17 protein-coding genes are annotated in these 23,539 nt (G+C 75.4%); 9 read left to right on the forward strand and 8 right to left on the reverse strand.

What is annotated here, in order from left to right; translation table 11 throughout:
- Positions 1-11: 11 nt before the first annotated feature.
- Entirely contained in the window at positions 12-1,517 is a 1,506-nt protein-coding gene (locus IPM45_13165; GenBank protein MBK9180484.1) for an AAA family ATPase, read from the reverse strand.
- A gap of 159 nt (positions 1,518-1,676) precedes the next feature.
- Here IPM45_13165 and IPM45_13170 point away from each other — a divergent pair, with 159 nt between their 5' ends.
- The 3 genes from IPM45_13170 to IPM45_13180 all read left to right on the forward strand — a co-directional run bounded on the left by IPM45_13170 (position 1,677) and on the right by IPM45_13180 (position 6,687).
- Positions 1,677-4,301 (forward strand): cation-transporting P-type ATPase, encoded by a 2,625-nt coding sequence (locus tag IPM45_13170; protein ID MBK9180485.1) that lies wholly within the window; start codon positions 1,677-1,679, stop codon positions 4,299-4,301.
- A gap of 58 nt (positions 4,302-4,359) precedes the next feature.
- Positions 4,360-4,998: a lysoplasmalogenase gene (locus IPM45_13175; protein MBK9180486.1), complete on the forward strand. Its 639-nt coding sequence runs from the start codon at positions 4,360-4,362 to the stop codon at positions 4,996-4,998.
- 144 nt (positions 4,999-5,142) lie between these two features.
- Positions 5,143-6,687 carry an FMN-binding glutamate synthase family protein gene (locus tag IPM45_13180; protein ID MBK9180487.1) on the forward strand — a complete coding sequence of 515 codons (1,545 nt, stop codon included), beginning with the start codon at positions 5,143-5,145 and terminating at the stop codon, positions 6,685-6,687.
- A 13-nt stretch (positions 6,688-6,700) separates the two neighbouring features.
- On the opposite strand, the gene IPM45_13185 is transcribed toward IPM45_13180, so the two are convergent.
- From IPM45_13185 to IPM45_13195, 3 genes are read right to left on the reverse strand one after another with little or no spacing between them, the layout of a single operon-like run.
- Positions 6,701-8,029 (reverse strand): GTPase, encoded by a 1,329-nt coding sequence (locus tag IPM45_13185; protein MBK9180488.1) that lies wholly within the window; start codon positions 8,027-8,029, stop codon positions 6,701-6,703.
- 46 nt (positions 8,030-8,075) lie between these two features.
- Positions 8,076-9,248, reverse strand: coding sequence for a metallophosphoesterase family protein (locus IPM45_13190; GenBank protein ID MBK9180489.1), 1,173 nt, complete (start codon positions 9,246-9,248; stop codon positions 8,076-8,078).
- Positions 9,245-11,824: a M1 family metallopeptidase gene (locus tag IPM45_13195; GenBank protein ID MBK9180490.1), complete on the reverse strand. Its 2,580-nt coding sequence runs from the start codon at positions 11,822-11,824 to the stop codon at positions 9,245-9,247. Before IPM45_13195 ends, IPM45_13190 begins: the two co-directional genes overlap by 4 nt.
- A gap of 49 nt (positions 11,825-11,873) precedes the next feature.
- Between IPM45_13195 and IPM45_13200 the strand changes: the two genes are divergently transcribed.
- Entirely contained in the window at positions 11,874-12,866 is a 993-nt protein-coding gene (locus IPM45_13200) for an adenosine kinase (GenBank protein ID MBK9180491.1), read from the forward strand.
- A gap of 28 nt (positions 12,867-12,894) precedes the next feature.
- Here IPM45_13200 and IPM45_13205 read toward each other — a convergent pair whose 3' ends face one another.
- Entirely contained in the window at positions 12,895-13,842 is a 948-nt protein-coding gene (locus IPM45_13205; GenBank protein ID MBK9180492.1) for a hypothetical protein, read from the reverse strand.
- A 59-nt stretch (positions 13,843-13,901) separates the two neighbouring features.
- On the opposite strand from IPM45_13205, the gene IPM45_13210 reads away from it, so the two are divergent.
- Positions 13,902-15,569, forward strand: a complete 1,668-nt coding sequence (locus tag IPM45_13210; GenBank protein ID MBK9180493.1) for a phospho-sugar mutase — start codon at positions 13,902-13,904, stop codon at positions 15,567-15,569.
- 33 nt (positions 15,570-15,602) lie between these two features.
- On the opposite strand, the gene upp is transcribed toward IPM45_13210, so the two are convergent.
- A complete protein-coding gene (gene upp / locus IPM45_13215) occupies positions 15,603-16,226 on the reverse strand; it encodes a uracil phosphoribosyltransferase (GenBank protein ID MBK9180494.1) in 624 nt (207 codons plus the stop codon).
- 48 nt (positions 16,227-16,274) lie between these two features.
- Here upp and IPM45_13220 point away from each other — a divergent pair, with 48 nt between their 5' ends.
- Together IPM45_13220 and IPM45_13225 are read left to right on the forward strand one after the other, a co-directional pair.
- A complete protein-coding gene (locus tag IPM45_13220) occupies positions 16,275-16,622 on the forward strand; it encodes a hypothetical protein (protein ID MBK9180495.1) in 348 nt (115 codons plus the stop codon).
- A gap of 61 nt (positions 16,623-16,683) precedes the next feature.
- A complete protein-coding gene (locus tag IPM45_13225) occupies positions 16,684-19,116 on the forward strand; it encodes an HAD-IC family P-type ATPase (GenBank protein MBK9180496.1) in 2,433 nt (810 codons plus the stop codon).
- On the opposite strand, the gene IPM45_13230 is transcribed toward IPM45_13225, so the two are convergent.
- Positions 19,113-20,210: an adenylate/guanylate cyclase domain-containing protein gene (locus IPM45_13230; GenBank protein MBK9180497.1), complete on the reverse strand. Its 1,098-nt coding sequence runs from the start codon at positions 20,208-20,210 to the stop codon at positions 19,113-19,115. The genes IPM45_13225 and IPM45_13230 overlap by 4 nt on opposite strands.
- Positions 20,211-20,272: 62 nt before the next feature.
- On the opposite strand from IPM45_13230, the gene IPM45_13235 reads away from it, so the two are divergent.
- Both IPM45_13235 and IPM45_13240 read left to right on the forward strand, forming a co-directional pair.
- Positions 20,273-21,697, forward strand: a complete 1,425-nt coding sequence (locus IPM45_13235) for an MBOAT family protein (protein ID MBK9180498.1) — start codon at positions 20,273-20,275, stop codon at positions 21,695-21,697.
- 73 nt (positions 21,698-21,770) lie between these two features.
- Positions 21,771-22,742: a DUF459 domain-containing protein gene (locus IPM45_13240; GenBank protein ID MBK9180499.1), complete on the forward strand. Its 972-nt coding sequence runs from the start codon at positions 21,771-21,773 to the stop codon at positions 22,740-22,742.
- Positions 22,743-22,748: 6 nt separating this feature from the next.
- On the opposite strand, the gene IPM45_13245 is transcribed toward IPM45_13240, so the two are convergent.
- A complete protein-coding gene (locus IPM45_13245; GenBank protein ID MBK9180500.1) occupies positions 22,749-23,537 on the reverse strand; it encodes an enoyl-CoA hydratase in 789 nt (262 codons plus the stop codon).
- Positions 23,538-23,539: the final 2 nt, after the last annotated feature.

Below are 23,539 nucleotides of genomic sequence, written 5' to 3' on the forward strand. Positions count from 1 at the left end.
CCGTCGGTCGCTCAGCCATCGGTGGGCCCTCCTCTCGCGCTCGGCGCCGTCTCTGCCCCGGGGAGCGCGGCCAGGGCGCGCTCGACCAGCTCGCCGGGCGGCGCGTGGGTGTCGAGCACGACGGCGCCGGGCCAGGGGTCTGCCCGCCGGGCCAGGGCCGCGGCCACCGCCGGGGTGGCCTCCGACGGGTCGCCGCCGGCCGCCAGCCGGCGGCGGATGCGATCGTCGACCACCTCGGCGGGCGCGGTGCAGCGCAGGCCGACGAGCCCGGCGGAGGAGGCCGCGGCCAGGGTCGCGGCCTCCTCCCGCCGGCCGGCGTCGGTCCACGAGGCGTCGACCAGCACGGACTCGCCCCGCTCGAGCAGGCGCCGGGCCCGGGCCAGCAGCTCGGCGTACACCACGGCCACCCGGGCCGGGGCGTAGCGGTCCTGGTCGAGGCCCTGCGGTGCGCCGCCCCGCCCCTGGTCACCCCCGGCCCGGGGGACGAGCTCGTCGCGCACCTCGTCGCTCCGGAGCAGGGCCCAGCCGGTGACATCGGCCAGGGCGGCGGCGAGGGTGGACTTCCCGGTCCCGGGGCCCCCGCCCACGAGCACCAGCCGGACCTGGCCGGCCTCGAGGTGACGTCGGGCCTGGTGCAGGTGCGCCTCGGCCTCCGGGGCGGTGTCGGCGCCGGTCTGGTCGGCGCGCACGCACCCCACCATGGCCCGCACGTGCGCCCGTTCGGCCACGTAGTGGTGCGCCAGGCTCTCCGGCCAGGTCTCCGCCGAGAGCTCCCGGTAGCGGGCCAGGAAGTGCGCGGCGGCCCGGGGGGCGCCGAGGTGCTCCAGGTCCATGGCCAGGAAGGCCACGTCGGCGAGCACGTCGACCGAGCGGAGGCGGGCGTCGAACTCGATGCAGTCGATCACCCGGGGTCCGTCGTCGAGGCAGAAGATGTCGTCGGCCAGCAGGTCGCCGTGCCCGTCGCGCACGTGGCCCCGCTCGATCCGCTCGGCGAACAGCGCGGCCCGCCCGTCGAGGTAGCGCCGGGCCAGCTCGGCCACGGTCGCAGCCTCGCCGGCGTCGACGAAGCGGCCCGCGTAGGAGGCGAGCACGGCGATGTTCGTCTCCCACGTGGCCCGCACCGCATCGACGGTGGCGTGGGCGCCGATCGCCTCCGAGGTCGGGCACCGGGCGTGGAACGAGGCGAGCACCCGGGCCAGCGCGTCGAGGTCCGTCGTCACGTCGTGGCCGGCCCGCACCAGCGTGGCCAGCCGCCGGTCGCCCGGCAGCCGGCGCATCACGAGCACGGTGTCGACCTCGGTGCCCGCCTCGTCGTGCACGGTCAACAGGCCCAGGTACACGTCGGGGGCCAGGCGCCGGTTGAGGGCCAGCTCCTGGCGGAGGGCGTCGCGCCGTCGAGCCGGCGTCGAGAAGTCGAGGAAGCCGAGATCGACCGGCTTCTTCACCTTGTACGCGCGATCGCCCACGAACACGACGACCGCCGAGTGGGTCTCGACCGCGGCGACGGGCTCGGTCACGCTCCCAGGGTGCGCGCGGGTGCCCCCGGGCGGGAAGGGGCGAAGGGCCCGCCGCCCGGGTGATGACCTTCGGCCCTGCTCGGTCGCCCCCGTCGGGGGCACCCTGGGACCGTGACCGCGATCGAGCCCCGACCGGCCACGGGCGGGGACGGCACCACGATCGAGACGGCCGCAGGGTTGACGTCGGCCGAGGCCGCGGAACGGCTCCGCCGCGACGGTCCGAACGTGCTCCCGCCCCCAGCGCGGCGCTCCCCCTGGAAGGAGCTGGCCCACCAGCTGGTGCACTTCTTCGCGCTGATGCTGTGGGTGGCGGCCGGCCTGGCGTTCGTAGCCGGCATGCCCCAGCTGGGCGTGGCCATCGCCGTGGTCGTGGTGGTCAACGGCACCTTCGCGTTCATCCAGGAGAGCCGGGCCGAGCGTGCCGCGGAGAAGCTCGCCGACCTGCTGCCGCGCCGCGCCCTCGTGCGGCGCGACGGCGTGCCCGTCGAGGTCGATGCAGCCGCGCTGGTCCTGGGGGACGTGGTGCTGCTCACCGCGGGCGACCGGGTGTCGGCCGACCTCCGGACCGTCGAGGCGCACGCCCTGCTGCTCGACACCTCGCTGCTCACCGGTGAGAGCGCGGCGGTGCCCGTGGACGTGGGCGAGCGCGTCCACGGCGGCACGTTCGTGGTGGAGGGCGATGCGGTCGCGGAGGTGGTCGCCACCGGCGCGCGGACCCGACTGGCCGGCATCGCCGCCCTCACGCGCGCCACCCACCGCCCCCGGAGCCCCCTCGCCATCGAGCTCGACCGCGTGGTGCGCACCATCGCCGCCATCGCGGTGGCCGTGGGTGGCGCCTTCTTCGCCGTGGCCGTGCTCAACGGCACCTCACCGAGCGACGGGTTCCTGTTCGCCATCGGCGTGACCGTGGCCCTGGTGCCCGAGGGGCTGCTGCCGACGGTCACCCTGTCGCTGGCGCGGGGAGCCCAGGGGATGGCCCACCACCACGCCCTCGTCCGGAGGCTGGAGGCGGTCGAGACCCTGGGGTCGACCACCTTCGTCTGCACCGACAAGACCGGCACGCTGACCCGCAACCAGATGTCGGTGGTGTCGGTGTGGACACCGGCGGGCTCGGTGCTCGTCAGCGGCAACGGCTACGAGCCCGACGGCGAGGTGAGCGGCCCGACCGAGGCCCTCGACCGGGCGCGGCGGGCGGCGCTCGCGGGTGTGCGCTCGTCGACGGGCCGGGCGGTGCTCCTCGATGGCGCCTGGGTCGCGCAGGGCGATCCCATGGAGGCCGCGATCGACGTGCTGGCCCGCCGTCTGGGCGTCGACGTGGCCGCCGACGAGCGGGCGCGGCCCTCCGGCCGGCGCTTCCCGTTCGATCCGCGGCGGCGGCGCATGTCGGTGGTGGTCGGCGCCGACCTGCTGGTGAAGGGGGCGCCCGACACGGTGATGGCCCGGTGCGCGAACGGCCAGCAGGCATCGGATGCGGCGGACGAGCTGGCGGCCAGCGGGCTGCGGGTCATCGCCGTGGCCCGCCGGTCGGCGGCCGGGCTGGTGCCGGCCGACCCCGGAGGGCTCACCGATCCGGCCGCGGCCGCCGACCTGGCCGAGCGCGACCTGGAGCTGCTGGCCCTGCTCGGGTTGGAGGACCCGCCCCGCACCGAGGCCAGGGAGGCGCTGGCCGCGTGCCGGCGGGCCGGCATCCGCGTGGCGATGGTGACGGGGGACCACCCGGCGACGGCGCGGGCCATCGCGAGGGAGGTGGGCCTGCTGCCCGATCACGACGGGCTGGTGCTGGAAGGTGTCGACCTGCCCGACGACCTCCAGGTGCTGGGCGCCCTGCTCGACCGTGACGGTGTCGTGGTCAGCCGGGTCGACCCCGAGGACAAGCTCCGGATCGCGCGCGCCCTGCAGGAGCGCGGGCACGTGGTGGCCATGACGGGCGACGGAGTGAACGACGGCCCCGCGCTCCAGGAGGCCGACATCGGCGTGGCCATGGGCCGGTCGGGTACCGACGTGGCCCGAGAGGCAGCCGACCTGGTGCTCCTCGACGACGACTTCGCCACGATCGTGGCCGCCATCGAGCAGGGACGGGCGACGTTCTCCAACGTCCGGCGCTTCCTCACGTACCACCTCACCGACAACGTGGCCGAGCTGACCCCCTTCGTGGTGTGGGCCCTCTCCGGTGCTCGGTTCCCGCTGGCCATCGGCGTGCTGCAGGTGCTGTGCCTCGACATCGGCACCGACCTGCTGCCCGCGCTCGCCCTCGGGGCCGAACCGCCCACGGCGTGGGCCCTGCGGCAGCCCCCGCTGCACCGACACCTGATCGACCGGCGGATCCTGTTCCGCGTGTTCGGCGTGCTCGGCCCCACCGAGGCGGTGATGGAGATGGCCGCCTTCATGGTCGGCATGGCGGCCGCCGGGTGGCGGCCGGGCGGCGCCTTCCCCGAGGGCGAGGCGCTCCTCGCGGCCTCCGGCGCGGCGTTCTCGGCCGTGGTCATCGGGCAGTGTGCCAACGCCTTCGCCTGCCGGAGCACCGTCCGGCCTCCCTGGCAGCTCGGCTGGCTGAGCAACCCCCTGGTCATCTACGCGGTGCTCACCTCGCTGGCCGCCTTGGTCGGCTTCCTGTTCATCGGGCCGGTGGCCGACGTGCTCGGTCAGGCGCCGCCGCCGCTGGCCGGCGCCGTCGTGGCCGTGGCGGCCGCGCCGGCGGTGCTCGCCGCCGACGCCGTCCACAAGGTGGCCGTGCGTCGCCGGCTGCAGCGCGAGTCGCCCGGCGAGCCCCCCGACGGCGAGTGACCGGCCGAGTTGCGCCGCCGGTGCGGGGCCGGCGGCGCCGACCTGGCACGATGCCGAGGTGACGACCGCGGCATGGACGCTCCTCGCCCTGGCAGGCGTGGCCGCGGCGACCGACTGGGTGGCCGTGGCGGCCAGGGCCCAGCGGGTCGAGTACGTCGCCAAGCCGGCCGCCCTCGCCTTGCTGCTGGCGGTGGCCCTCACCCTCGATCCGGTCGACCCGGCGGTGCGGGCGTGGTTCGTGGTGGCCCTGGTGCTGTCGCTCACCGGCGACGTCTTCCTGATGCTGCCGCACGACCTGTTCGTGTTCGGGCTGGGGTCGTTCCTGCTCGGCCACGTGGCCTACGTGGTCGGCTTCCTGGTCGGCGGCCAGGAGCTCCGCTGGCTGGTGCTCGGCGTCGCGGTGGTGTCGGCGGCGGCGATGGGTGTCGGCACCACCGTGCTGCGGGCCGTGCGCCGCGGCCCCCACCCGGGGCTGCTCGGGCCGGTGGTCGCCTACATGGTGGTCATCTCGGCGATGGTCGCCACCGCCTTCGGGTCGGGGATCGCCGTCGCCGCCGCCGGGGCCGTCCTCTTCTTCGGCTCGGACTCGCTGATCGCGCTGCGGCGGTTCGTCGGCGTGCGAGGGTGGATGCCCGTCACCATCATGGTCACGTACCACCTGGGCCAGGCCGGCCTGGTCGCATCGCTCGTGGTCTGACGCGCGCGGGCTGACACCCGACGGGCGCGTCGCGGTCCGGGTCGGGGTCGGGGTCGCGGTCCGGCTGGGGGACCCTCGTGGTCCCGACCCCTCGGGACGAACGACCCTGCCTGCCGACGGGGCGTCGGCGTACCGTCCGAGGTGATGGCCCTGCTCTGGGTGGTGCTCGCAGTCCTGGTGGGCCTGGTGGCCCTGGGGATCTACGACCTGGTCCAGCAGCGGCACGCGATCCTGCGGACCTTCCCCGTGATCGGGCACTTCCGGTTCATCCTCGAGGCCATCGGCCCCGAGCTGCGCCAGTACATCGTGACCGACAACGACCAGGAGCGGCCCTTCTCCCGCAACCAGCGGCGCTGGGTCTACACGTCGGCCAAGCAGCGCAACACCTACTTCGCGTTCGGCACCGACAACGACCTCGACGAGACGCCCGGCTACGTCATCGTGAAGCAGGCGACCTTCCCGGCCGCGCCGCCCCCCGGCCCGCCCGACGTGCTCCCCTGCGCCAAGGTGCTCGGTGCCGGCCACCGCCGGCCGGGTGCGTTCCGGATGCCCTCGGTCGTCAACGTGTCGGCCATGTCCTTCGGCTCGCTCAGCGGCCCGGCCGTCGAAGCGGTCAACCGGGGTGTCGCCCTGGCCGGCTGCCTGCAGAACACCGGCGAGGGCGGCCTCTCCCGCCACCACCTCCACGGCGGCCCCGTGGTGCTGCAGGTGGGCACCGGGTACTACGGGTGCCGGAACCCCGACGGCACGTTCAGCCTCGAGCGGCTCGTCGACACGTGCGCGTCGGCCCCCGTGCGGGCGGTCGAGATCAAGCTGAGCCAGGGTGCCAAGCCGGGTCTCGGTGGCGTGCTGCCCGCGCCCAAGGTGACCCCGGAGATCGCCGCGGCCCGCGGGGTGCCGGTCCACGTCGACTGCGTGAGCCCGCCCCGCCACACCGCCTTCGACGACGTGGACTCGCTCATCGAGCTGGTCGAGCGCATCGCGGGCGCCACCGGGCTGCCGGTGGGCGTGAAGTCCGCGGTGGGCGAGCTCGGCTTCTGGGACGAGCTCGGTCGCCGCATGACCGAGACCGGCGGCGGGCCCGACTTCGTGACGATCGACGGCGGCGAGGGCGGCACCGGCGCCGCCCCCCTGGCCTTCGCCGACCACGTGGCGCTCCCGTTCAAGCTCGCCGTCAGCCGCGTCTACCCGGTTCTGCGGGCGTGGGGGCTCGACGAGCAGGTCGTCGTGATCGGCTCGGGCAAGCTCGGGTTCCCGCACACCGCCCTGCTCGCGTTCGGCCTGGGGTGCGACGCCGTCAACGTGGCGCGGGAGGCCATGCTCGCCATCGGCTGCATCCAGGCCCAGCGCTGCCACACGGGACGCTGCCCCACCGGCGTGACGTCCCAGTCGAAGTGGCTCATGCGGGGCCTCGACCCCACCGACAAGGCCGCCCGCCTCGCGAACTACGTGGTGAACCTGCGCACCGAGCTGGGCAAGCTCACGCGGGCCTGTGGCGTGGTCCACCCGGCGCTGGTGGGCCTCGACCAGTTCGAGATCCTCGACGGCGCGATGGGGGCCCAGTCGGCGGCCTGGGTGTTCGGCTACCTCCCGGGCTGGGGCCTGCCGTCGGAGCGCGACCGCCTGGCCGTCACCGAGCTGATGACCGGGCGAGCCGGGGCGACCCCCGGCGTCGCGTCGCCGTCGTGACCCCGGCCGGCGATCAGCCGGCGCGCAGGTGGGCGACGAGCGGTGTCAGCACGTCGGCGAGCGTGGGCGCGCCCACCTCGACCAGCTCGTAGCGGGCCCGCCGGACCGGTACGGAGGCGTCCAGGAGGCGGGCGAGGTCGATCGGGGTGCCGGTGATCACCGCGTCGCACGGCACCGCCCGGATGGTGGCGGACAGGTCGGCGAGCTGCTCCTCGCCGTAGCCCATGGCCGGCAGCACCGGGCCGAGGGCCGGGTAGCGAGCCAGCACGTCGACGAGGGAGCCGACGGCGTGGGGCCGGGGGTCGACGGGCACCGCGCCGGCCGCCCGGGCGGCGACGGTCCCTGCGCCGAAGGGCATGCCGCCGTGGGTGACGGTGGGGCCGTCCTCGACCACCAGCACCGGCACGCCAGCGAGCGAGGGCCCGGGGTCGAGGGTCACGGGCGAGGCCGCCCGCACCACCATCGCCGCCGGGTTCACGGCCGCCACCGAGGCCAGGACCTGGTCGACGGCACCCGGCGGCGCGCTGTCGACCTTGTTCACCAGCACCACGTCGGCCCGTCGCAGGTTGGCCTCGCCCGGGTGGTAGCCGAGCTCGTGCCCGGGCCGCAGGGGATCGACGACGGTCACCAGCAGGTCGGGGCGGTAGAACGGCTGGTCGTTGTTGCCGCCGTCCCACACGATGACGTCGGCGTCGGCCTCGGCGGCCCGGAGGATCGCCCGGTAGTCGACGCCCGCGTACACGACCAGGCCGGCGCGGACGGGCTCCTCGTACTCCTCCCGCTCCTCCAGGGTGGGGTGAGCGGCGTCGATGTCGTCGAGCGACTCGAATCGCTGGACGCGCATCGCCTCGAGATCGCCGTAGGGCATGGGGTGGCGCACCAGGGCCACGCGCAGGCCGGCGTCGCGGAGCAGCCGCCCGATGCGACGGGTGGTCTGGCTCTTGCCGGCACCGGTGCGGACCGCGCACACCGCAACCACCGGCACGGTCGCCACGAGCTCTGTCGAGCGGGGCCCGGGAAGGCGGACGTCGGCCCCGGCCGCGAGGGCGCGCGAGGCCAGGTGCATCACGTCGGCGTGGGCGAGGTCCGAGTAGGCCAGCACCACCTCGTCGACGGCGTGCTCGCGCACGATCGCGTCGAGCTCGGCCTCGGGGCGGATGGGGATGCCCTGCGGGTAGCGGGGGCCGGCGAGCGACGGGGGCAGCACCCGGTCGTCGATCCCGGGGATCTGGGCGGCCGTGAAGGCGACGACCTCGACCCCCGGGTCGTCGCGGAACAGCACCAGGAAGTCGTGGAAGTCGCGGCCTCCCGCTCCCACGATCACGACCCGCCGCGGCGCCACGAGCCGGTGAGGCTAGAGGGAGGCGTGGCCGAGGGCACGCGCCGGGTCAGCGGGCGGGCCAGGTGAGGCTGAAGCAGCGGGCGCCGAGCGTGCCCGGCGACCACCGGCCCCACTGGCCCAGGCCCATCCTCCGGGTGCGCTCGGTCCAGGCGATGGCGTCGGGATCCGCCACCCGCCGCACCACCTGGCGGATCCCGCCGTCGTGCACCGCGTAGCCGGCCCAGGTGCCCGGGTAGTCCTTGGGCGAGCCGACCTCGGTGATCGTGACCGGCCCGTGGCGTCGACGGCGGTGGCGGTGGGTGTGGCCGGACGTGACGAGCGTGGCCGGGTTGGCCCGCTCCACGCCGTCGAGGAAGCGGTGGCCGTCGATGCCGAGGATCCCCGGGGGCCAGTGGGTCGGCACGATCGTGCGCTGGGGGTGGTGGTGCAGGCAGACGAGCGCGCCCCCCTCCGCCCCGGCGAGGGCCGCGGTGAGGGCGGGGAGGCGCGCGCCGATGCGGCCCCGTCCGTGGCCCGGCAGGACGGTGTCGACGGCCACCAGTCGGATGCCGGGCAGGTCGACCACCGCGACGTCCTCGGTGAGCAGGACGCCGCGCCCGGCCAGCTCGGCGGCCGGGTCGGCCCGGCGGTGGTTCCCGCCGTCGTGGTTGCCCGGGAGGACGACCACCGGCACCGGCAGGCCGGTTAGCAGGTCGGCGACGACGGCGAGCTCCTCGGCCCGGCACCCCATCGTCAGGTCGCCCTTCACCACGAGCAGGTCGGCGCCCCACGCCAGGGCCTCGGCGATGGCGGCGCGGGCGCACCGCACGTTGGGCTCGTCGGGAAGGCCGGAGCGGTCGCGGATCGCGGGCCACCGCCCGAACTCGGTCTCGCCGACGTGGATGTCGCTCACCGTCGCGATGCGGCACCGGAGCCGGCCCGGGGGCGGGGCCAGGGTGCACGCGGCCAGGGCCGCGCCGGCCGGCACGCCCTGTCCCTCGAGCTCCACCACCAGGCTGCGGCCCGGCGGCAGCCCGGCCAGCACCGCGGCGCCGGGCCCGCCCTCGCCGTCCACCGTGGCCGTGGCCAGCTCGGCCCGGCCGTCGTCCGGGTCGACCACGCGCAGGTCCCGACGTCCCCGGCCCAGCGACGCCCAGCACACCTGCAGGCTGTCGTCCTCGACGGCGAACGCCTCGAGGCGCTGGACCGGCCCGGCCGACAGGCGCCGGGCGGGGCTCACGTGAGGTCGGCGGCCAGCGGGGCGGCGTCGCGCTGGCGCAGGGCCACGTTCACCCGCAGCCGCTCCAGGTGTTGCGCCAGGGTCTTGGCCGACCGGGGCAGCGGGTGCTCGGCGAAGAAGGCCTCGACGTCGGCGGCGACCTCGGGCCGGGTGAGGGCCCGCACCCCCTCGGCGACCCGCACGATCATCCCGGGCGGGAAGCGGTCGGAGATCTCGGCCCAGTGCTGGCGCACGAACGTCCAGGCCGACGCGCCGTGATCGCGGTTGCGCAGGCATCGGGCGAGCAGCAGCGGCGCGCTCTGGGTGCGCACCCAGTCGAGGCTGGCCTCGAGGGTGCGCTGCATCAGCTCGGGACGGTCGAACTCGGCCAGGGCGTACAGGTACCGGAGCTCCTCCTGCGGGGTGGCGGCCGATCGGGCCCGCTCCACGAACCGCTCGTACTCCTCGGCGGCCCCGGTGAAGGCGGTGACGACGACCGCGGCGGCAGCCACGTTGGCGTCGACGAACGAGCCCTCGCGCTCGGAGGCCCGCTGGACGGCGTTGGCCTCCTCTTGGACGGCGTCGTCGTTGCCGAGCACGCCGAGCATGCGGATGAGCACGCCGCGCAGCTCTCGGGTGAGCTCGTCCTCGCCCTCGGCCGGCTCCCAGGAGAGACGCTCGAGGGCGGGGCCGGCCAGGGCTCGCACCCGCTGCTGCAGCGCGCCCCGAGCCCCGCCCTCGAGCAGCCGGTCGAGCAGCCCGAGGCCGCTGTGGATCGACTGCCAGACGGCCAGCTCGGTCTCCTCGCCGAACCGCGAGACCAGCTCGACGAAGCTGCTGGCGGGGGCGGCGCCCGACAGCACCGACGCCCAGGTGTCGTCGACCAGTCCGTAGCGCTCGATGGGCGACAGGATCGACAGCGAGCGGGTGAGGCGGTCGAGGAGCTCGGGGGCGTAGCGCACGCGCAGGAAGCCGTGGCCGCCGGCGTTCACCACGACCACGGCGCGGTCGGAGTCGGGGAGGGGGATCGATGCCGGGCCGCTCTCGAGGAGGGTCCGCTCGATGCGGGCCGCGCTGGTGTCGCCGGCCGGCTCGGTGACCCGCACGAGGAGCGGCACCGACCACGACGTGGGGTCGTCGACCCCGTCGTAGCGGAACCGCTGCTGGTGCAGCCGCAGCTCGGGGCCGGCGGCGACCGAGGCCGACACCAGGGGGTAGCCGCCCTGGAAGATCCAGGAGTCCATGATCCGCCGCACCGGCTCCCCGGTGGCGGCCTCGATGGCCACCCACAGGTCCGTGGTGTCGGTGTTGCCGTGCTGGTGCGTCCGCAGGTAGTGGCGGATGCCGTCGCGGAAGCGGTCGGCCCCGAGGTACTGCTCGAGCATGCGCAGGACGGCCGCGCCCTTCTGGTACGTGAGCACGTCGAACATGCCGTCGGCGTCGGCGGGGGAGTGCACCGGGTACTCGACCGGCCGGGTGCTCTCCAGGGCGTCGACGTCGAGCGCGGTGCTGCGCTCGAGGCCGAACGTCACCCACCGGCGCCACTGGGGGCGGAAGGCGTCGACGGCGAGGGTCTCCATGAACGTGGCGAAGGCCTCGTTCAGCCAGATCCCGTTCCACCAGCGCATCGTGACCAGGTCGCCGAACCACATGTGGGCCAGCTCGTGGGCGACCACGTCGGCGACCAGCTGCAGCTCGGCCTGGGTGGCCTGCGCCGGGTCGACGAGGAGCAGCGCTTCGCGGAACGTGATGCAGCCGAGGTTCTCCATGGCGCCGAACGCGAAGTCGGGGATGGCCACCAGGTCGACCTTGTCGCCCGGGTAGGGGATGCCGTAGTAGTCGGCGAAGAAGCGCAGGCAGAAGGCGGCGGTGTCGAGGGCGAAGGCCGTCAGGTGCTCCTTGCCGGGCACGTGGGCGACGCGGAGGGGCACGCCGTCGACGTCGACCGCGGCGGTGAGCTCGAGCGGGCCCACCACGAAGGCGACGAGGTACGTCGACATGGGCATGGTGTCGGCGAAGCGCACCCGCCGCCGGCCGTCGCCCGTGGGCTCGTCGGCCACCACCCTGGCGTTGGAGAGCGCGGTGAGCCCCTCCCGCACGACGAGGGTGACCTCGAACACCGCCTTGAGGTCGGGCTCGTCCCAGCAGGGGAACGCCCGGCGGGCGTCGGTGGCCTCGAACTGGGTGGTCGCCAGCACGTGCTCGGCGCCGTCGGCGCCCGTGAACGTGCTGCGGTAGAAGCCGTGGAGCTTGTCGTTCAGGATGCCGGCGAAGCCCACGTGGAGGGTCCAGTCGCCGGGCCGAGCGGTGGCGCCCAGGCGCAGGGTGGCCCGACCCGCGTCGTCGTCGAGCTCGACGGTGGCGTCGAGGCGGTCGCCGGTGGGCCCCTCGAGCCAGGCCTCGTCGATGGTGAGCTCGACCGCGTTGAGGACGACGGCGTCGACCGGCTCCGCGACCTCGATGGCGACCGCCTCGCGACCCCGGAACGTGGCGGTGGCCAGGTCGGGCTCGAGCTCGAGGCGGTAGCGGGACGGGCGGACCGTGCGGGGGAGGCGGTGGTCGAGCTCGCCGGGGGGCGTGGGGGCGGCCGGGGTCACGTCCGCCGAGCGTACGGCCCTGGGGACGCGAACGGCTACCGTCGCCCCGGTGAGCGACCTCCCCTACGACGTCGTGGGCCTCGGCAACGCGCTCGTCGACGTGCTCAGCCACGAGGACGACACGTTCCTCGAGCGCTTCGGGCTGGCCAAGGGCGCCATGCAGCTGATCGACACGGCCCGGGCCGAGGAGCTCTACGCGGCCATGGGGCCGGGCATCGAGATGTCGGGTGGTTCGGCCGCCAACACGCTCCACGGGTTGGCGTCGTTCGGGGGACGGGGCGCCTTCGTGGGCAAGGTGGCCGGCGATCAGCTGGGCGCGGTGTTCGGCCACGACCTGCGGGCCGCCGGCGTCGCCTTCGACACCGCCCCGGCCTCGGGCCGGGCGCCCACCGGCCGCTGTCTCATCCTGGTCACCCCCGACGCCCAGCGGACGCTCAACACGTTCCTCGGCGTGGCCAGCCACCTGACCCCCGACGACGTCGACCCCGAGCTGATCGGGTCGGCCCGGGTCACGTACCTCGAGGGCTACCTGTTCGACGAGCCGGCGGCCAAGGAGGCGTTCCGCACGGCGGCGCGCCTGGCCCACCGGGCGGGGAACAAGGTGGCGCTCACCCTGTCCGACGGCTTCTGCGTCGACCGGCACCGCGCCGAGTTCCTGCAGCTGGTCGAGCACGAGGTCGACCTGCTGTTCGCCAACGAGCCCGAGATCTGCTCGCTCTACCGGGTCGACGAGTTCGACGACGCCCTCCAGCACGTCCGTCACCACTGCGAGGTCGCGGCCCTCACCCGCAGCGCCAAGGGCTCGGTGATCGTGGCCGGCGACGAGGTCCACGTGATCGACGCCCACCCGGTCGGCCGGGTGGAGGACACCACCGGGGCGGGCGACCTCTACGCCGCCGGGTTCCTGTACGGCTACACCCAGGGTCTCGACCTGGCCACCTGCGGCCGCCTCGGGTCCCTCGCCGCGGCCGAGGTGATCTCGCACCTGGGGGCCAGGCCGAGCCGCGCCCTCGGCGAGCTGGCTGCCGAGGCGCTCGGCTAGCGGGGCGGGCCGGGCTGCGGGGCCGACCTCAGTACGACGTGGTGCGGGTGCGGTGGCGGGGCACCGCCTTGTAGCGGGGCGCCTGCCCCCGCCGCCACAGGATCAGGTCGAGGTCCATGGGGCAGGCCGGCCGGCCCGCGGCGTGGAGGCGGGACACGACGAGCTCGACGGCGTGCAGCGCCACCGCGCGGATCTCGATCTCCTCGTCGCTGCCCTCGGGGATGAGCTCGCCGGCGTCGATGCGCGCCGCCAGGTCGGGGTGGTACACGAGCAGCCCGTCGACGCGCAGCACGTGGGGCACCAGGTTGTCGGCGAAGAGGGTGAGGTTCCCGAGGTCGCGGAACCGGCCGGGCCCCCGACCGGCGAAGGCCCGGTCGAGGTCGGCCGCCGCCAGCTGGGCCCGCTTGAAGAACGGCACCTCCCGGCCGTGGTAGGCCCGCACGTCGTGGAACGTCGGTGCCTGGTCGAGCAGCCCCACCAGGGCCTCGGCCGAGCCGTCGGCGGCCTCGACCAGCGCACCGAACCGGCCCCCGTGGCGGGCGGCCACCAGCGCTCCCAGCTCCTGCAGCGAGACGGCCATGAGGCCCAGCAGCTCGGCGGCCGGGCCGCCGGGATCCTGGCCGAGCACGGCCGCCACCTCGCCCGCGTCGATCGCGGCCAGGTGCTCGGCGGGCCAGGGGCCGTGCACGCGCGCGTGGCCGGCCAGGCGGGTCAGGACGGTGACCGCACCCGACGCGCCCGGCAGCTTGTCGAGCACCGGGAACCAGCCCGAGCCGAAGTTCAGGGCGGCCCAGGTGAGCACGAAGGCGACCCGCTCCTCGCCGTCGCCGGGCCAGTCGCCCCCGGTTTCCATGGCCGGCGACGGGCGCCCGCCGGCGAGCGACGAGGCCACCGGCTCCAGCCGGGACGGGTCCAGGTGCACCTGGCCGGCCTGCGCGGCCACGTGGGCGGCGCTCGTGCGGATCCGCTCCAGCAGGCCCTGGCCCGTCGGGGGGGGCGGCGGTGACATCCGGCCATCCTGGCGCGCCGGGGGAGCTGCTGGCGCGGGCCCGAGCCTGGCTGGCCGCCGACCCCGATCCCGAGACCCGCGCCGAGCTGGCCGCGCTGCTCGACGCCGGCGACGCTGCCGGGCTGGCCGAGCGCTTCGCCCACGGCGTGGGCTTCGGCACGGCCGGGCTGCGGGCGCCGCTGGGTGCCGGACCGGCCCGCATGAACCGTCTGGTGGTGCGGCGGGCCGCCGCCGGGCTGGCGCGCTGGCTGCTGGCCAGCCGGCCGGGGGCAGCCGACCGCGGCGTGGCCGTCGGCTGGGACGCCAGGCGCCGGTCCGATGCCTTCGCGGCCGAGCTGGCCGCGGTGCTGGCCGCCGCCGGGGTGCGGGTGCACCTGCTGCCGCGCGCCCTGCCGACGCCGGTGCTGGCCTTCGCCGTCCGCCACCTGGGTGCGGCCGCGGGCTGCATGGTGACCGCCAGCCACAACCCGCCGACCGACAACGGGCTGAAGGTGTACCTGGGCGACGGCGCCCAGGTCGCGCCGCCCGACGAGGGCGCGCTGGCGGCTGCCATCGACGCGGTGGGCTGGGACGAGCCCATCGGGCCGGTGCCGCCCGGCGACCCCCTGGTCGCGCCGGTTGGTGACGAGGTCGTGGCCGCGTACCTGGCGGCCGTGGCGGCGCTCCCCCTGGTGCCCGGCCACCGCCGGGTGCGCGTGGTGCTCACGCCCCTCCACGGCGTCGGGGGCGACGTGGCCGCGGCCGCCTTCCGGCTGGCGGGGTTCCCGCCGGTGCACCCGGTCCCGGCCCAGTGGGAGCCCGACGGCAGCTTCCCGACGGTCGCCGTCCCCAACCCGGAGGAGCCGGCCACGTTCGGCGCGGCCCTGGCCGAGGCCGATCGGGTCGGTGCCGACCTGGTGCTGGCCCTCGACCCCGACGCCGACCGGCTGGGCGCGGCCGTTCCCGATCCGGGCGGCGGGTGGCGGGTGCTGCGGGGTGACGAGCTCGGCGCGCTCCTCGGCGACCACGTGCTCCGCCACACCTCCGGTGCCGACCGGATGGTGGCGACCACGTTCGTGTCGAGCCGTCTCCTGGCGAGCCTGGCCGTCGAGGCCGGGGTGCACTACGTGGAGACCCTGTCGGGCTTCAAGTGGATCGCCCGGGCCGGGCTGGCCCACCCGGGGCTCCGGTGCGTGTTCGCCTACGAGGAGGCCCTCGGCTACCTGGTCGGCGACGTGGTGCGCGACAAGGACGCGGTGTCGGCCGCGCTCGTGCTGGCCGAGGCTGCGGCCGGCGAGCTGGCCCGGGGCCGCTCCCTGCTCGACCGGCTCGACGACCTGGCCACCCGCCACGGGGTGCACGCCACCGACCAGCTCGTGGTGGCGCTGCCGGAGCCGGGTGGTGCCGCTCGCGCCGCTGCCCTGCTGGAGCGGGTCGCCGCGGCCACCCCCGGCACCCTGGGGGGGCGGGCCGTGCGGGAGGTGGTCGACCTGCGGCCCGGGCGCGGGGAGCTGCCGCCCGCCAACGTGGTCGCCGTCGAGCTCGACGGCGCCCGGGTGCTCGTCCGCCCGTCCGGCACCGAGCCCAAGCTGAAGGTGTACCTGCAGGTCGTCGAGCCCGTCGGCCCCGACGGGGTGGCCGCCGCCCGGGCCCGAGCCGCGGCCGCCCTGGCCGACCTGCGGGCGGGCACGGCTGGGTTCCTCGGGGTGCGATAGGGCCCCGGCCCGGCCCCGGCCCCGACGGGGCGATCAGGCCTCGCCGAACTGGCGGTCGCCGGCGTCACCGAGGCCGGGCACGATGTAGGCGGCCTGGGTGAGCCGCTCGTCGACGGCGGCGCACACCACCCTCAGGTCGAGGCCGGTGGCGGTCAGGCGGTCGAGGCCGACCGAGCTGGCCACCACGCACACCACCGTCACCCGGCCCATCCCGCCCTCCTCGGCGATCAGCCGGATGGTGTGCTCCAGCGAGCCACCCGTGGCGATCATGGGGTCGAGCACGAGCACGTCGCGGCCGGCCAGCTCGGGGAGGGTGTTCAGGTAGGGACGCGGCTCGAACGTCACCTCGTCGCGCCGCATCCCGACGAAGCCGGTGTCGGCGCTGGGCAGCAGGCGCAGGGTCGCGCCGAGCATGCCCAGCCCGGCCCGCAGGACGGGCACCACGACCGGCTCGACGGCCAGGCGCCGGCCGCGGCCGAGGCCGACCGGCGTCTGCACCTCGACCACCTGCGTCGGCAGGTTCCGGGTGGCCTCGTACACGAGCAGGGTGGTCAGCTCGTCGAGCACCGGCCGGAACACCGCGGGTTCGCTGCGCTGGTCCCGCAACCGGGTGAGCCGGTCGGCGACGAGCGGGTGGTCCACGACGAGCGTCTCCATGCGACAGGGATCATCGCCTCCGGGCTGCGGGGCGGCAAGGATCGGCCGGTGCACGCCTGGACGCGCTCGACGGTCGCCCCGACGGTCGACCACACCCTGCTGCGGCCGGAGGCCACCCCGGCCGAGGCGCGGGCCGCCTGCCGGGCGGCGGTGGCGCTGGGCGTGGGGGCGGTGTGCCTGTCGCCCACGCTGGTCGCCACCGCCGTCGACGACCTGGCCATGGCCGGGTCCGCGATCCCGGTGGCCGCGGTGAAGGTGATCCTGGAGAGCGCCCTCTGGGACGACGAGTGGCGGGCCGGATTGTGCCGGGCGCCGAGCAGGGCGGGGCCGACCTGGTGGAGACCTCGACGGCCATGCACCCGGCGGGTGGCGCCACGGTCCGGGCGGTGTCCGTGATGGCCGAGGGCGGCCGGCTCGGCGTGAAGGGTTCGCCGCGGCCCGTGCCCTGCGGGGTGGTGTGCCAGGCTCGGAGGCCGTGGATGGCGCGACGCGGGCGCCCGCCGGGATCACCGGGCTGACGGCCGTCGAGGTCGAGGAGCGGGTGCGGGACGGCCGCGTCAACGCCGTGCCCACGAGCCCCGGCCGCACCGTCGGCCAGATCGTCCGGGCCAACGTGCTCACACCCGTGAACGGCATCATCGGCAGCCTGTTCGTGGTGGTGCTTGTGGTCGCGCCCGGCCCCGACCTGCTCTTCGCCGGCGTGGTGATCGCCAACAGCCTCATCGGCATCGTGCAGGAGGCGCGAGCCCGTCGGGCCCTGGCCCGCCTGGCCGTGCTCAACGCGCCGCACGCACGCGTGGTGCGCGACGGGGTGGTGCGGGAGCTGGCGGTGGAGGAGGTCGTCGCCGACGACGTGATCGAGCTCCAGCCGGGCGACCAGGTGGTGGTCGACGGCGAGGTGGTGCTGGGTCGGGGCCTCGAGGTGGACGAGTCGCTCCTCACCGGCGAGGCCGAGCCGGTGCCCAAGTCCGAGGCCGACGAGGTGCTGTCGGGCAGCTTCGTGGCCGCCGGGTCGGGGGTCTTCCGGGCCACGCGCGTCGGGGCCGAGGCCTACGCCGTCCGCCTGGCCGAGGAGGCCAAGCGGTTCAGCCTCGTCCGCTCGGAGCTGCGCGACGGCGTCAACTGGCTGCTCAGGCGGCTGGTGGTGGTCATCCCGCCCCTCGCGCTGCTGCTCCTGTGGGACCTCCACGACCACGACGGCGACTGGACCGAGGCGATCCTGGGCACGGTCGCGGCGGCGGTCTCGATGGTGCCCGACGGGCTCGTGCTGCTCACCAGCGTGGCGTTCATCGTCGGCGTGCTCGAGCTGGCCCGGCGCCAGGCCCTGGCCAAGGAGCTGGCGTCGGTGGAGCTGCTCGCCCGGGTGAGCGTGCTCTGCCTCGACAAGACCGGCACCATCACGACCGGCGAGATCGCCTTCAGCGAGCTGCAGGTGCTCGACGGTGCCGACGACGGTGCCGACGGGGTGGCCGCCGCCCTCGGGGCGCTGGCCGTGGCCGACCCCACCCCCAACGCCACGCTGCGGGCCCTTGGGGCCAGGTTCGGGCCCCCGGCCGGCTGGGCGCCCGACGAGGTCGTGCCCTTCTCGTCGGCCCGCAAGTGGTCGGGGGCCTCGTTCCCCGAGCGGGGCACGTGGCTGCTGGGCGCACCCGAGGTGCTGCTCCCCCCGGGCGAGGCGCGGGTCCGGGCCCTGGTCACGGCCGAGGCCGAGGCCGGCCGCCGGGTCGTGCTGCTCGCGCGGGCGCCGGCCGGGCCCCTCGACCCCGATCTGCTGCCCGACCGACGTTCTCCCGCCGCCCTCGTGCTGCTCGAGGACCAGGTGCGCCCCGACGCGGCCGAGATCCTGCGGTACTTCACCGACCAGGGCGTGCGGCTGAAGGTGATCTCGGGTGACCACCCGGCCACGGTGGCGGCGGTGGCCCGGCGGGCCGGGGTGCCCCACGTGGGCCGGCCGGTCGACGCCCGCACGCTCCCGGTGGAGCCGGCCGCACTCGCCGCCTCGGTGGCCGCGGCGACGGTGTTCGGCCGGGTGACGCCGCACCAGAAGCGGGAGATGGTGCACGCCCTCCAGAGCCGGGGCGAGACGGTGGCCATGACCGGCGACGGGGTGAACGACGTGCTCGCCCTCAAGGACTCCGACATGGGGATCGCCATGGGCTCGGGCAGCGCCGCGACGAGGGCCGTGGCCGAGCTCGTGCTGCTCGACAACCGCTTCGCCACGCTCCCGACGGTGCTGGCCGCCGGCCGCAGGGTGTTCAACAACATGGAGCGGGTCGCCAACCTGTTCGTCAACAAGACCAGCTACGCAGTGCTGCTGGCCCTGCTGGTGGTGGCCACCGCCGTCGAGTACCCGTTCCTGCCCCGCCACCTCACCCTGGTCGGCTCGCTCAGCATCGGGATACCGGGGTTCGTGCTGTCGTTCGCCCCCAACACCAGGCGGGCCGTCCCCGGCTTCATCGGCCGCGTCCTGCGCTTCTCCCTGCCGTCGGGGTTCGTGTGCGGCATGTGCACGTTCTGGGTCTTCTGGGTGCTCCGCCGTCGCCTCACCGACACGGTGACGCTGGACGAGGCCCGCACCGCTGCGACCCTCGTGCTGCTGTGGGCCGCGCTCCTCGTGCTGGCCAAGCTGGCCCGCCCGCTCTCGGCGTGGCGGCTGGGGCTGGTGCTGTCGATGTTCGGCTGCTACCTGGGCGTGCTGGCGATCCCGGCGCTGCGGGGGTTCTTCGCCCTCGACCTGCCGCCCACCAGCGCCTGGTGGGTGCCGGGCGTGGGGCTGCTGGTGGCCACCGTGGCCCTGCTGGCGGGGCCCCGCCTGGTGCCCTGGTGGGGCCGGGGCGACGCCGCCCAGGCCCTGCCAGCCGTCGGCGGCGACGACACCCGAGCGGGCTAGCCGGCCCTCCGGGCCGGGGTGATCCGCCAGGTCGCCACCGGCGCGGCCACGCCCCGCAGGCGTCGCGGCCCCAGGGGCTGCGCCGCCGGCACGGCGGCGCCGACCTCGGCCGTGGCCAGCACCTCTCCCGGGGCGGCGTCGCCGGCGAGGCGGGCGGCCACGTTCACCAGCGGGCCGACGTAGTCGCCGCTGCGGTGCTGGATCTCGCCGTGGGCCACCCCGGCGCGGGCCCCCAGCAGGCGCGGGTCGGCTCCGGCCGAGGCCACGACGTCGAGGGCGATGCCGGCCGCGGCCGCGGGCTCGGTGGCCACGAACATCACCGCGTCGCCCAGGTACTTCACGATGCGCCCGCCGTGGGCGGCCACCGCGTCGTCGGCGGCCCGCTCGAAGTCGCCCAGCACGCCCGCCAGCTCGGGTGCCGCCAGCCGCTCGGCCAGCTCGGTGGAGCCGACCAGGTCGACGAAGCCGACCGCCAGCACCGTGCTGTGGCGGGGCACGTCGCCGGCGGTGCCGTGGATGCGGGGGATGGCCGCCACGAAGTGGAGGCGCAGCAGCACGTCGAGCAGCGGTGGGATCGCCTCCAGGGCGTCGACCGCGCCGGCGACGGCGACGGCGAAGTCGATGTCGTCGGTGCCGGCCGCGTCGAGCGGCGCCGCGGTCTCGGTGGCGAAGGTGGAGTGGGCGGCCTCGGCCACCGACGCCATGGCCGACCCGAGCACCCGCGAGAGGCGGACGACGCCGTCCTCGCCCAGCAGGGCCAGGCCCGCGGCACCGGCCTGCAGCACCACCAGCTCGCTCGGGTGGCACCGCGGCTCGTCGCCGGGGTCGGGCAGGCCCACGGCCCGTCGCAGCCGCCGGGCCAGGGCCAGCTCGATGCCCGCCTGCTCGGCCAGCGAGGCCAGGGTGACGTGGCCGCGGCCCGCCAGCACGGCCCGCTCGCTCACCACGTTCCCCAGCGACCCTGCGGCCAGGGCGTCGGCCAGCTCGTCGACGGTGGCCGCTCCTCCCAGCCGGGCCGACAGCGCTGCCAGGCGGGTCCGCACCCCCGCGTCGAGGGGGCCGTGGCTGCTCGGGTCGGCCGGGTCCTCGGGCACGGACCCCGATGCTACGGGGGGTTCGCCGGCCCGGCTGGGGCGTCTCCTAGGCTCCCGGCCCGGTGCTCTTCCCGACGGTCGAGTTCGCCATCTTCTTCTCCATCGTGTTCGTGGCGTGCTGGCTGCTGCGGCCCTTCCCGCTGCCCTGGCGGCTCTTCATGCTCGCCGCCAGCTACGTCTTCTACTGCTGGTGGGACTGGCACTACGGCCTGCTGCTCGCCGGCTCGACCCTCGCCAACCACCTGGCCGCCAGGGCGATCCACGCCACGCGCGACGAGCGCGGCCGGCGCGCGATCTTGATCGGGGCGGTCGCCGCGAACCTGGCTGCGCTGGGCTGGTTCAAGTACTACGGCTTCTTCGCCAGCTCGGTCGTGGGCGGCCTGCGCGACGTCGGCCTCGACGTGGCGGTGCCCCTGGTGCAGGTGGTGCTCCCCGTCGGGATCTCCTTCTTCACCTTCATGGCGCTGAGCTACGTGATCGACACCTACCGGCGGGAGCTGTCGCCGCCGTCGCTGCTCGACTTCGCCCTGTACCTGGCGTTCTTCCCCCACCTCGTGGCCGGGCCGATCGTTCGGGCCTCCGAGCTGCTGCCCCAGTTCGCCCTGCACCCCGATCCCAGGCGGCTCGACTCGGCCCAGGCCTTCCGCCTCATCGTGGCGGGCATGTTCAAGAAGGTCGTGGTGTCGAGCTTCCTCGCCGGCGCGATCGTCGACCGGGTCTTCGCGGCCCCGGCCAGCGCCTCGTCGCTCGAGATCCTCTTCGCGATCTACGCCTACGCGATCCAGATCTACGCCGACTTCTCCGGCTACACCGACATCGCCATCGGCTGCGCCCTGCTGCTGGGCTTCCGGTTCCCCCAGAACTTCGACGCCCCGTACACCTCGCGCTCGGTGCAGGAGTTCTGGCGGCGCTGGCACATGTCGCTGTCACGGTGGCTGCGCGACTACCTGTACGTGCCCCTCGGCGGCAACCGGGGCAGCACCCTGCAGACGTACCGCAACCTCATGCTCACCATGCTCCTCGGGGGGCTGTGGCACGGGGCGAGCTGGACCTTCGTGGTGTGGGGAGGCATCCACGGCTCGGCCCTCTGCGTGGATCGCTGGCAGGCCGACCGCCACGAGCGTCGCGGCCTGGGCCCCGTGGTGGACACGCCGGCGCGCGCCGTGCTCCGCTGGTTCGTCGCCTTCCACGTCGTGTGCCTGGCGTGGGTGTTCTTCCGGGCCGAGACGCTCACCGCGGCGTGGCAGCTGCTCACCCGGCTGTTCACGGCCTGGGGTCCCGCCCCCCTGGTCACCCCCCTGCTGGTGGCGACGATCGTCGCCATGCTGGCCGCCCAGTTCGTGCCGCCGAGGTTCGTCCTCACCGTCCAGTCCGCCTACTCGCGGTTCCCCTGGGCCGTTCAGGGCGCGATCCTGGGCGGGGCGTTCCTGCTGATCGACTCGCTCGGGCCCGTGGGCGTGGCCCCCTTCATCTACTTCCAGTTCTGACGTGCGCCGATCCCCACGACCGCCGACGGCCCCCAGGCCCGACCGTCCGCTCCCGGCGGGCAAGGTGCTGCTGGTGGGCGCCGTCGCCTTCGCCCTGGCCGCCATGTTCAACGCCGAGACGCTGGTCGAGATGGCCGAGCGCCAGCCCTACGGCTGGCAGCGCACCGCGTACCTGGCGATCACCCGGCCGATCCACACGGTGAGCCGGGTCCTGTTCCTCGACCGTCCCGGCGAAGCCGTCGACGCGGTGCGGGGCCGCAACCGCGAGCAGGTCGACCTGGCCGAGCTCACCGTCACGCCCTCGGCGGCGGCGCCCGACGCCGCCGGCACCACGACCACCACCCTGGCGCCTCTCCGCCGCCCCAGCACCACCGACCCGTTGAACCTCTGGGTTGGCGGCGACTCCATGTCGCAGGCCTTCGGGCAGTCGCTGGTCCGGAAGGCGTCGGAGACGGGCCTGGTCGACGCCGTCCTCGACGCCCACGTGTCGACCGGGCTCACCCGGCCCGACTTCTTCGACTGGTCGGCGCGCATCGTCGACGTGGTGCAGAACCAGCGGCCCGAGGTCATGGTGCCGATGTTCGGCGCCAACGACGCCCAGACGATGGTCGTCGACGGCCGGGTGGTCGACGTGGACGATCCGACCTGGCAGGCGGAGTACCGGCGCCGGGTCGGCCTCGTCATGGACTACCTGGTGCAGAACGGCGTGCGGGTGTGGTGGGTGGGCCAGCCGATCATGTCGTCGCCCGACTTCACGGCACGCATGCGGATCCTCAACGGCATCTACCGCGAGGAGGCGGCCTCCCGCCCCGGGATCACGTTCGTCGACGCGATGCCGGTGTTCGCCGACGCCGCCGGCGCGTACAGCGCCTACCTGCCCGACGACGAGGGCGAGCAGCGCCTGATGCGCGCCCAGGACGGCGTCCACCTCACCCTGGACGGCGCCGACCGGCTGGCGGACGTGGTGCTGGCCGACGTCTTCGCCGACCTCGCCCCGCCCAGCGCCACCCCCACGACGACGCGGCCGCCGTCGACCGCGGGCTGACGGCCCTCAGGTCTGGGTGCGGCCCCGCTCGACGATCGCCTGACGGCGGGCCTCGACCTCCGCCGGGTCGATCCCCCGGCCCTGCCACTCGCGGGCCATCCGGCCCTCCACCGCCCAGCCCTCGTCGACGGTGACCCCGGTGACCGCGTCGTACGTCTCGAGCATGCGGCGCACCCCGCGCTGGTCGTTCCCGACGATGTCGCGGGCGATGCCACGGCTGAAGGCGAGCAGCTCGCCGTGGGGCACGACGTGGTTCACGAGGCCCAGGGCCAGTGCCTCCTGGGCGGTGAGGAAGTTGCCGGTGAGGCTCATCTCCCGGGCCCGCCGCACCCCGATCGCCTGCGGGAGCAGCACCGACAGCCCCCAGCCCGGCATCACCCCGACCCGGGCGTGGGTGTCGCCGAAGCGGGCCCGGTCGGAGGCGACCAGGAAGTGGCAGTTGAGGGCCAGCTCGAACCCGCCGGTGACCGCGGCCCCGTTGACGGCCCCGATCACCGGCTTGGCCATCGGCGGGAACGGGCCCCGCTTGCCGGTCCGGGTGGGCTCGCCGGTGGCGTTGCCGGCGCGGAGGTTGTCGCCGGTCGACCCCAGCTCCTTCAGGTCGAGCCCGGCGCAGAACACCGGGTCGGCCCCGGTGAGGATCACCACGTCGACGTCGTCGCGCCGGTCGAGCTCGGTGAGCGTGGCCGGGACGGCCCGCAGCAGCTCGCTGTTGAGGGCGTTGCGGGCCTCGGGGCGGTTCAGGGTCACGGTGGCGATGCGGTCGTCCACGTCGACCAGCAGCACGTCGGGCACGG

The sequence above is a fragment of the Acidimicrobiales bacterium genome, assembly GCA_016716005.1.
Taxonomy (GTDB): domain Bacteria; phylum Actinomycetota; class Acidimicrobiia; order Acidimicrobiales; family JADJXE01; genus JADJXE01.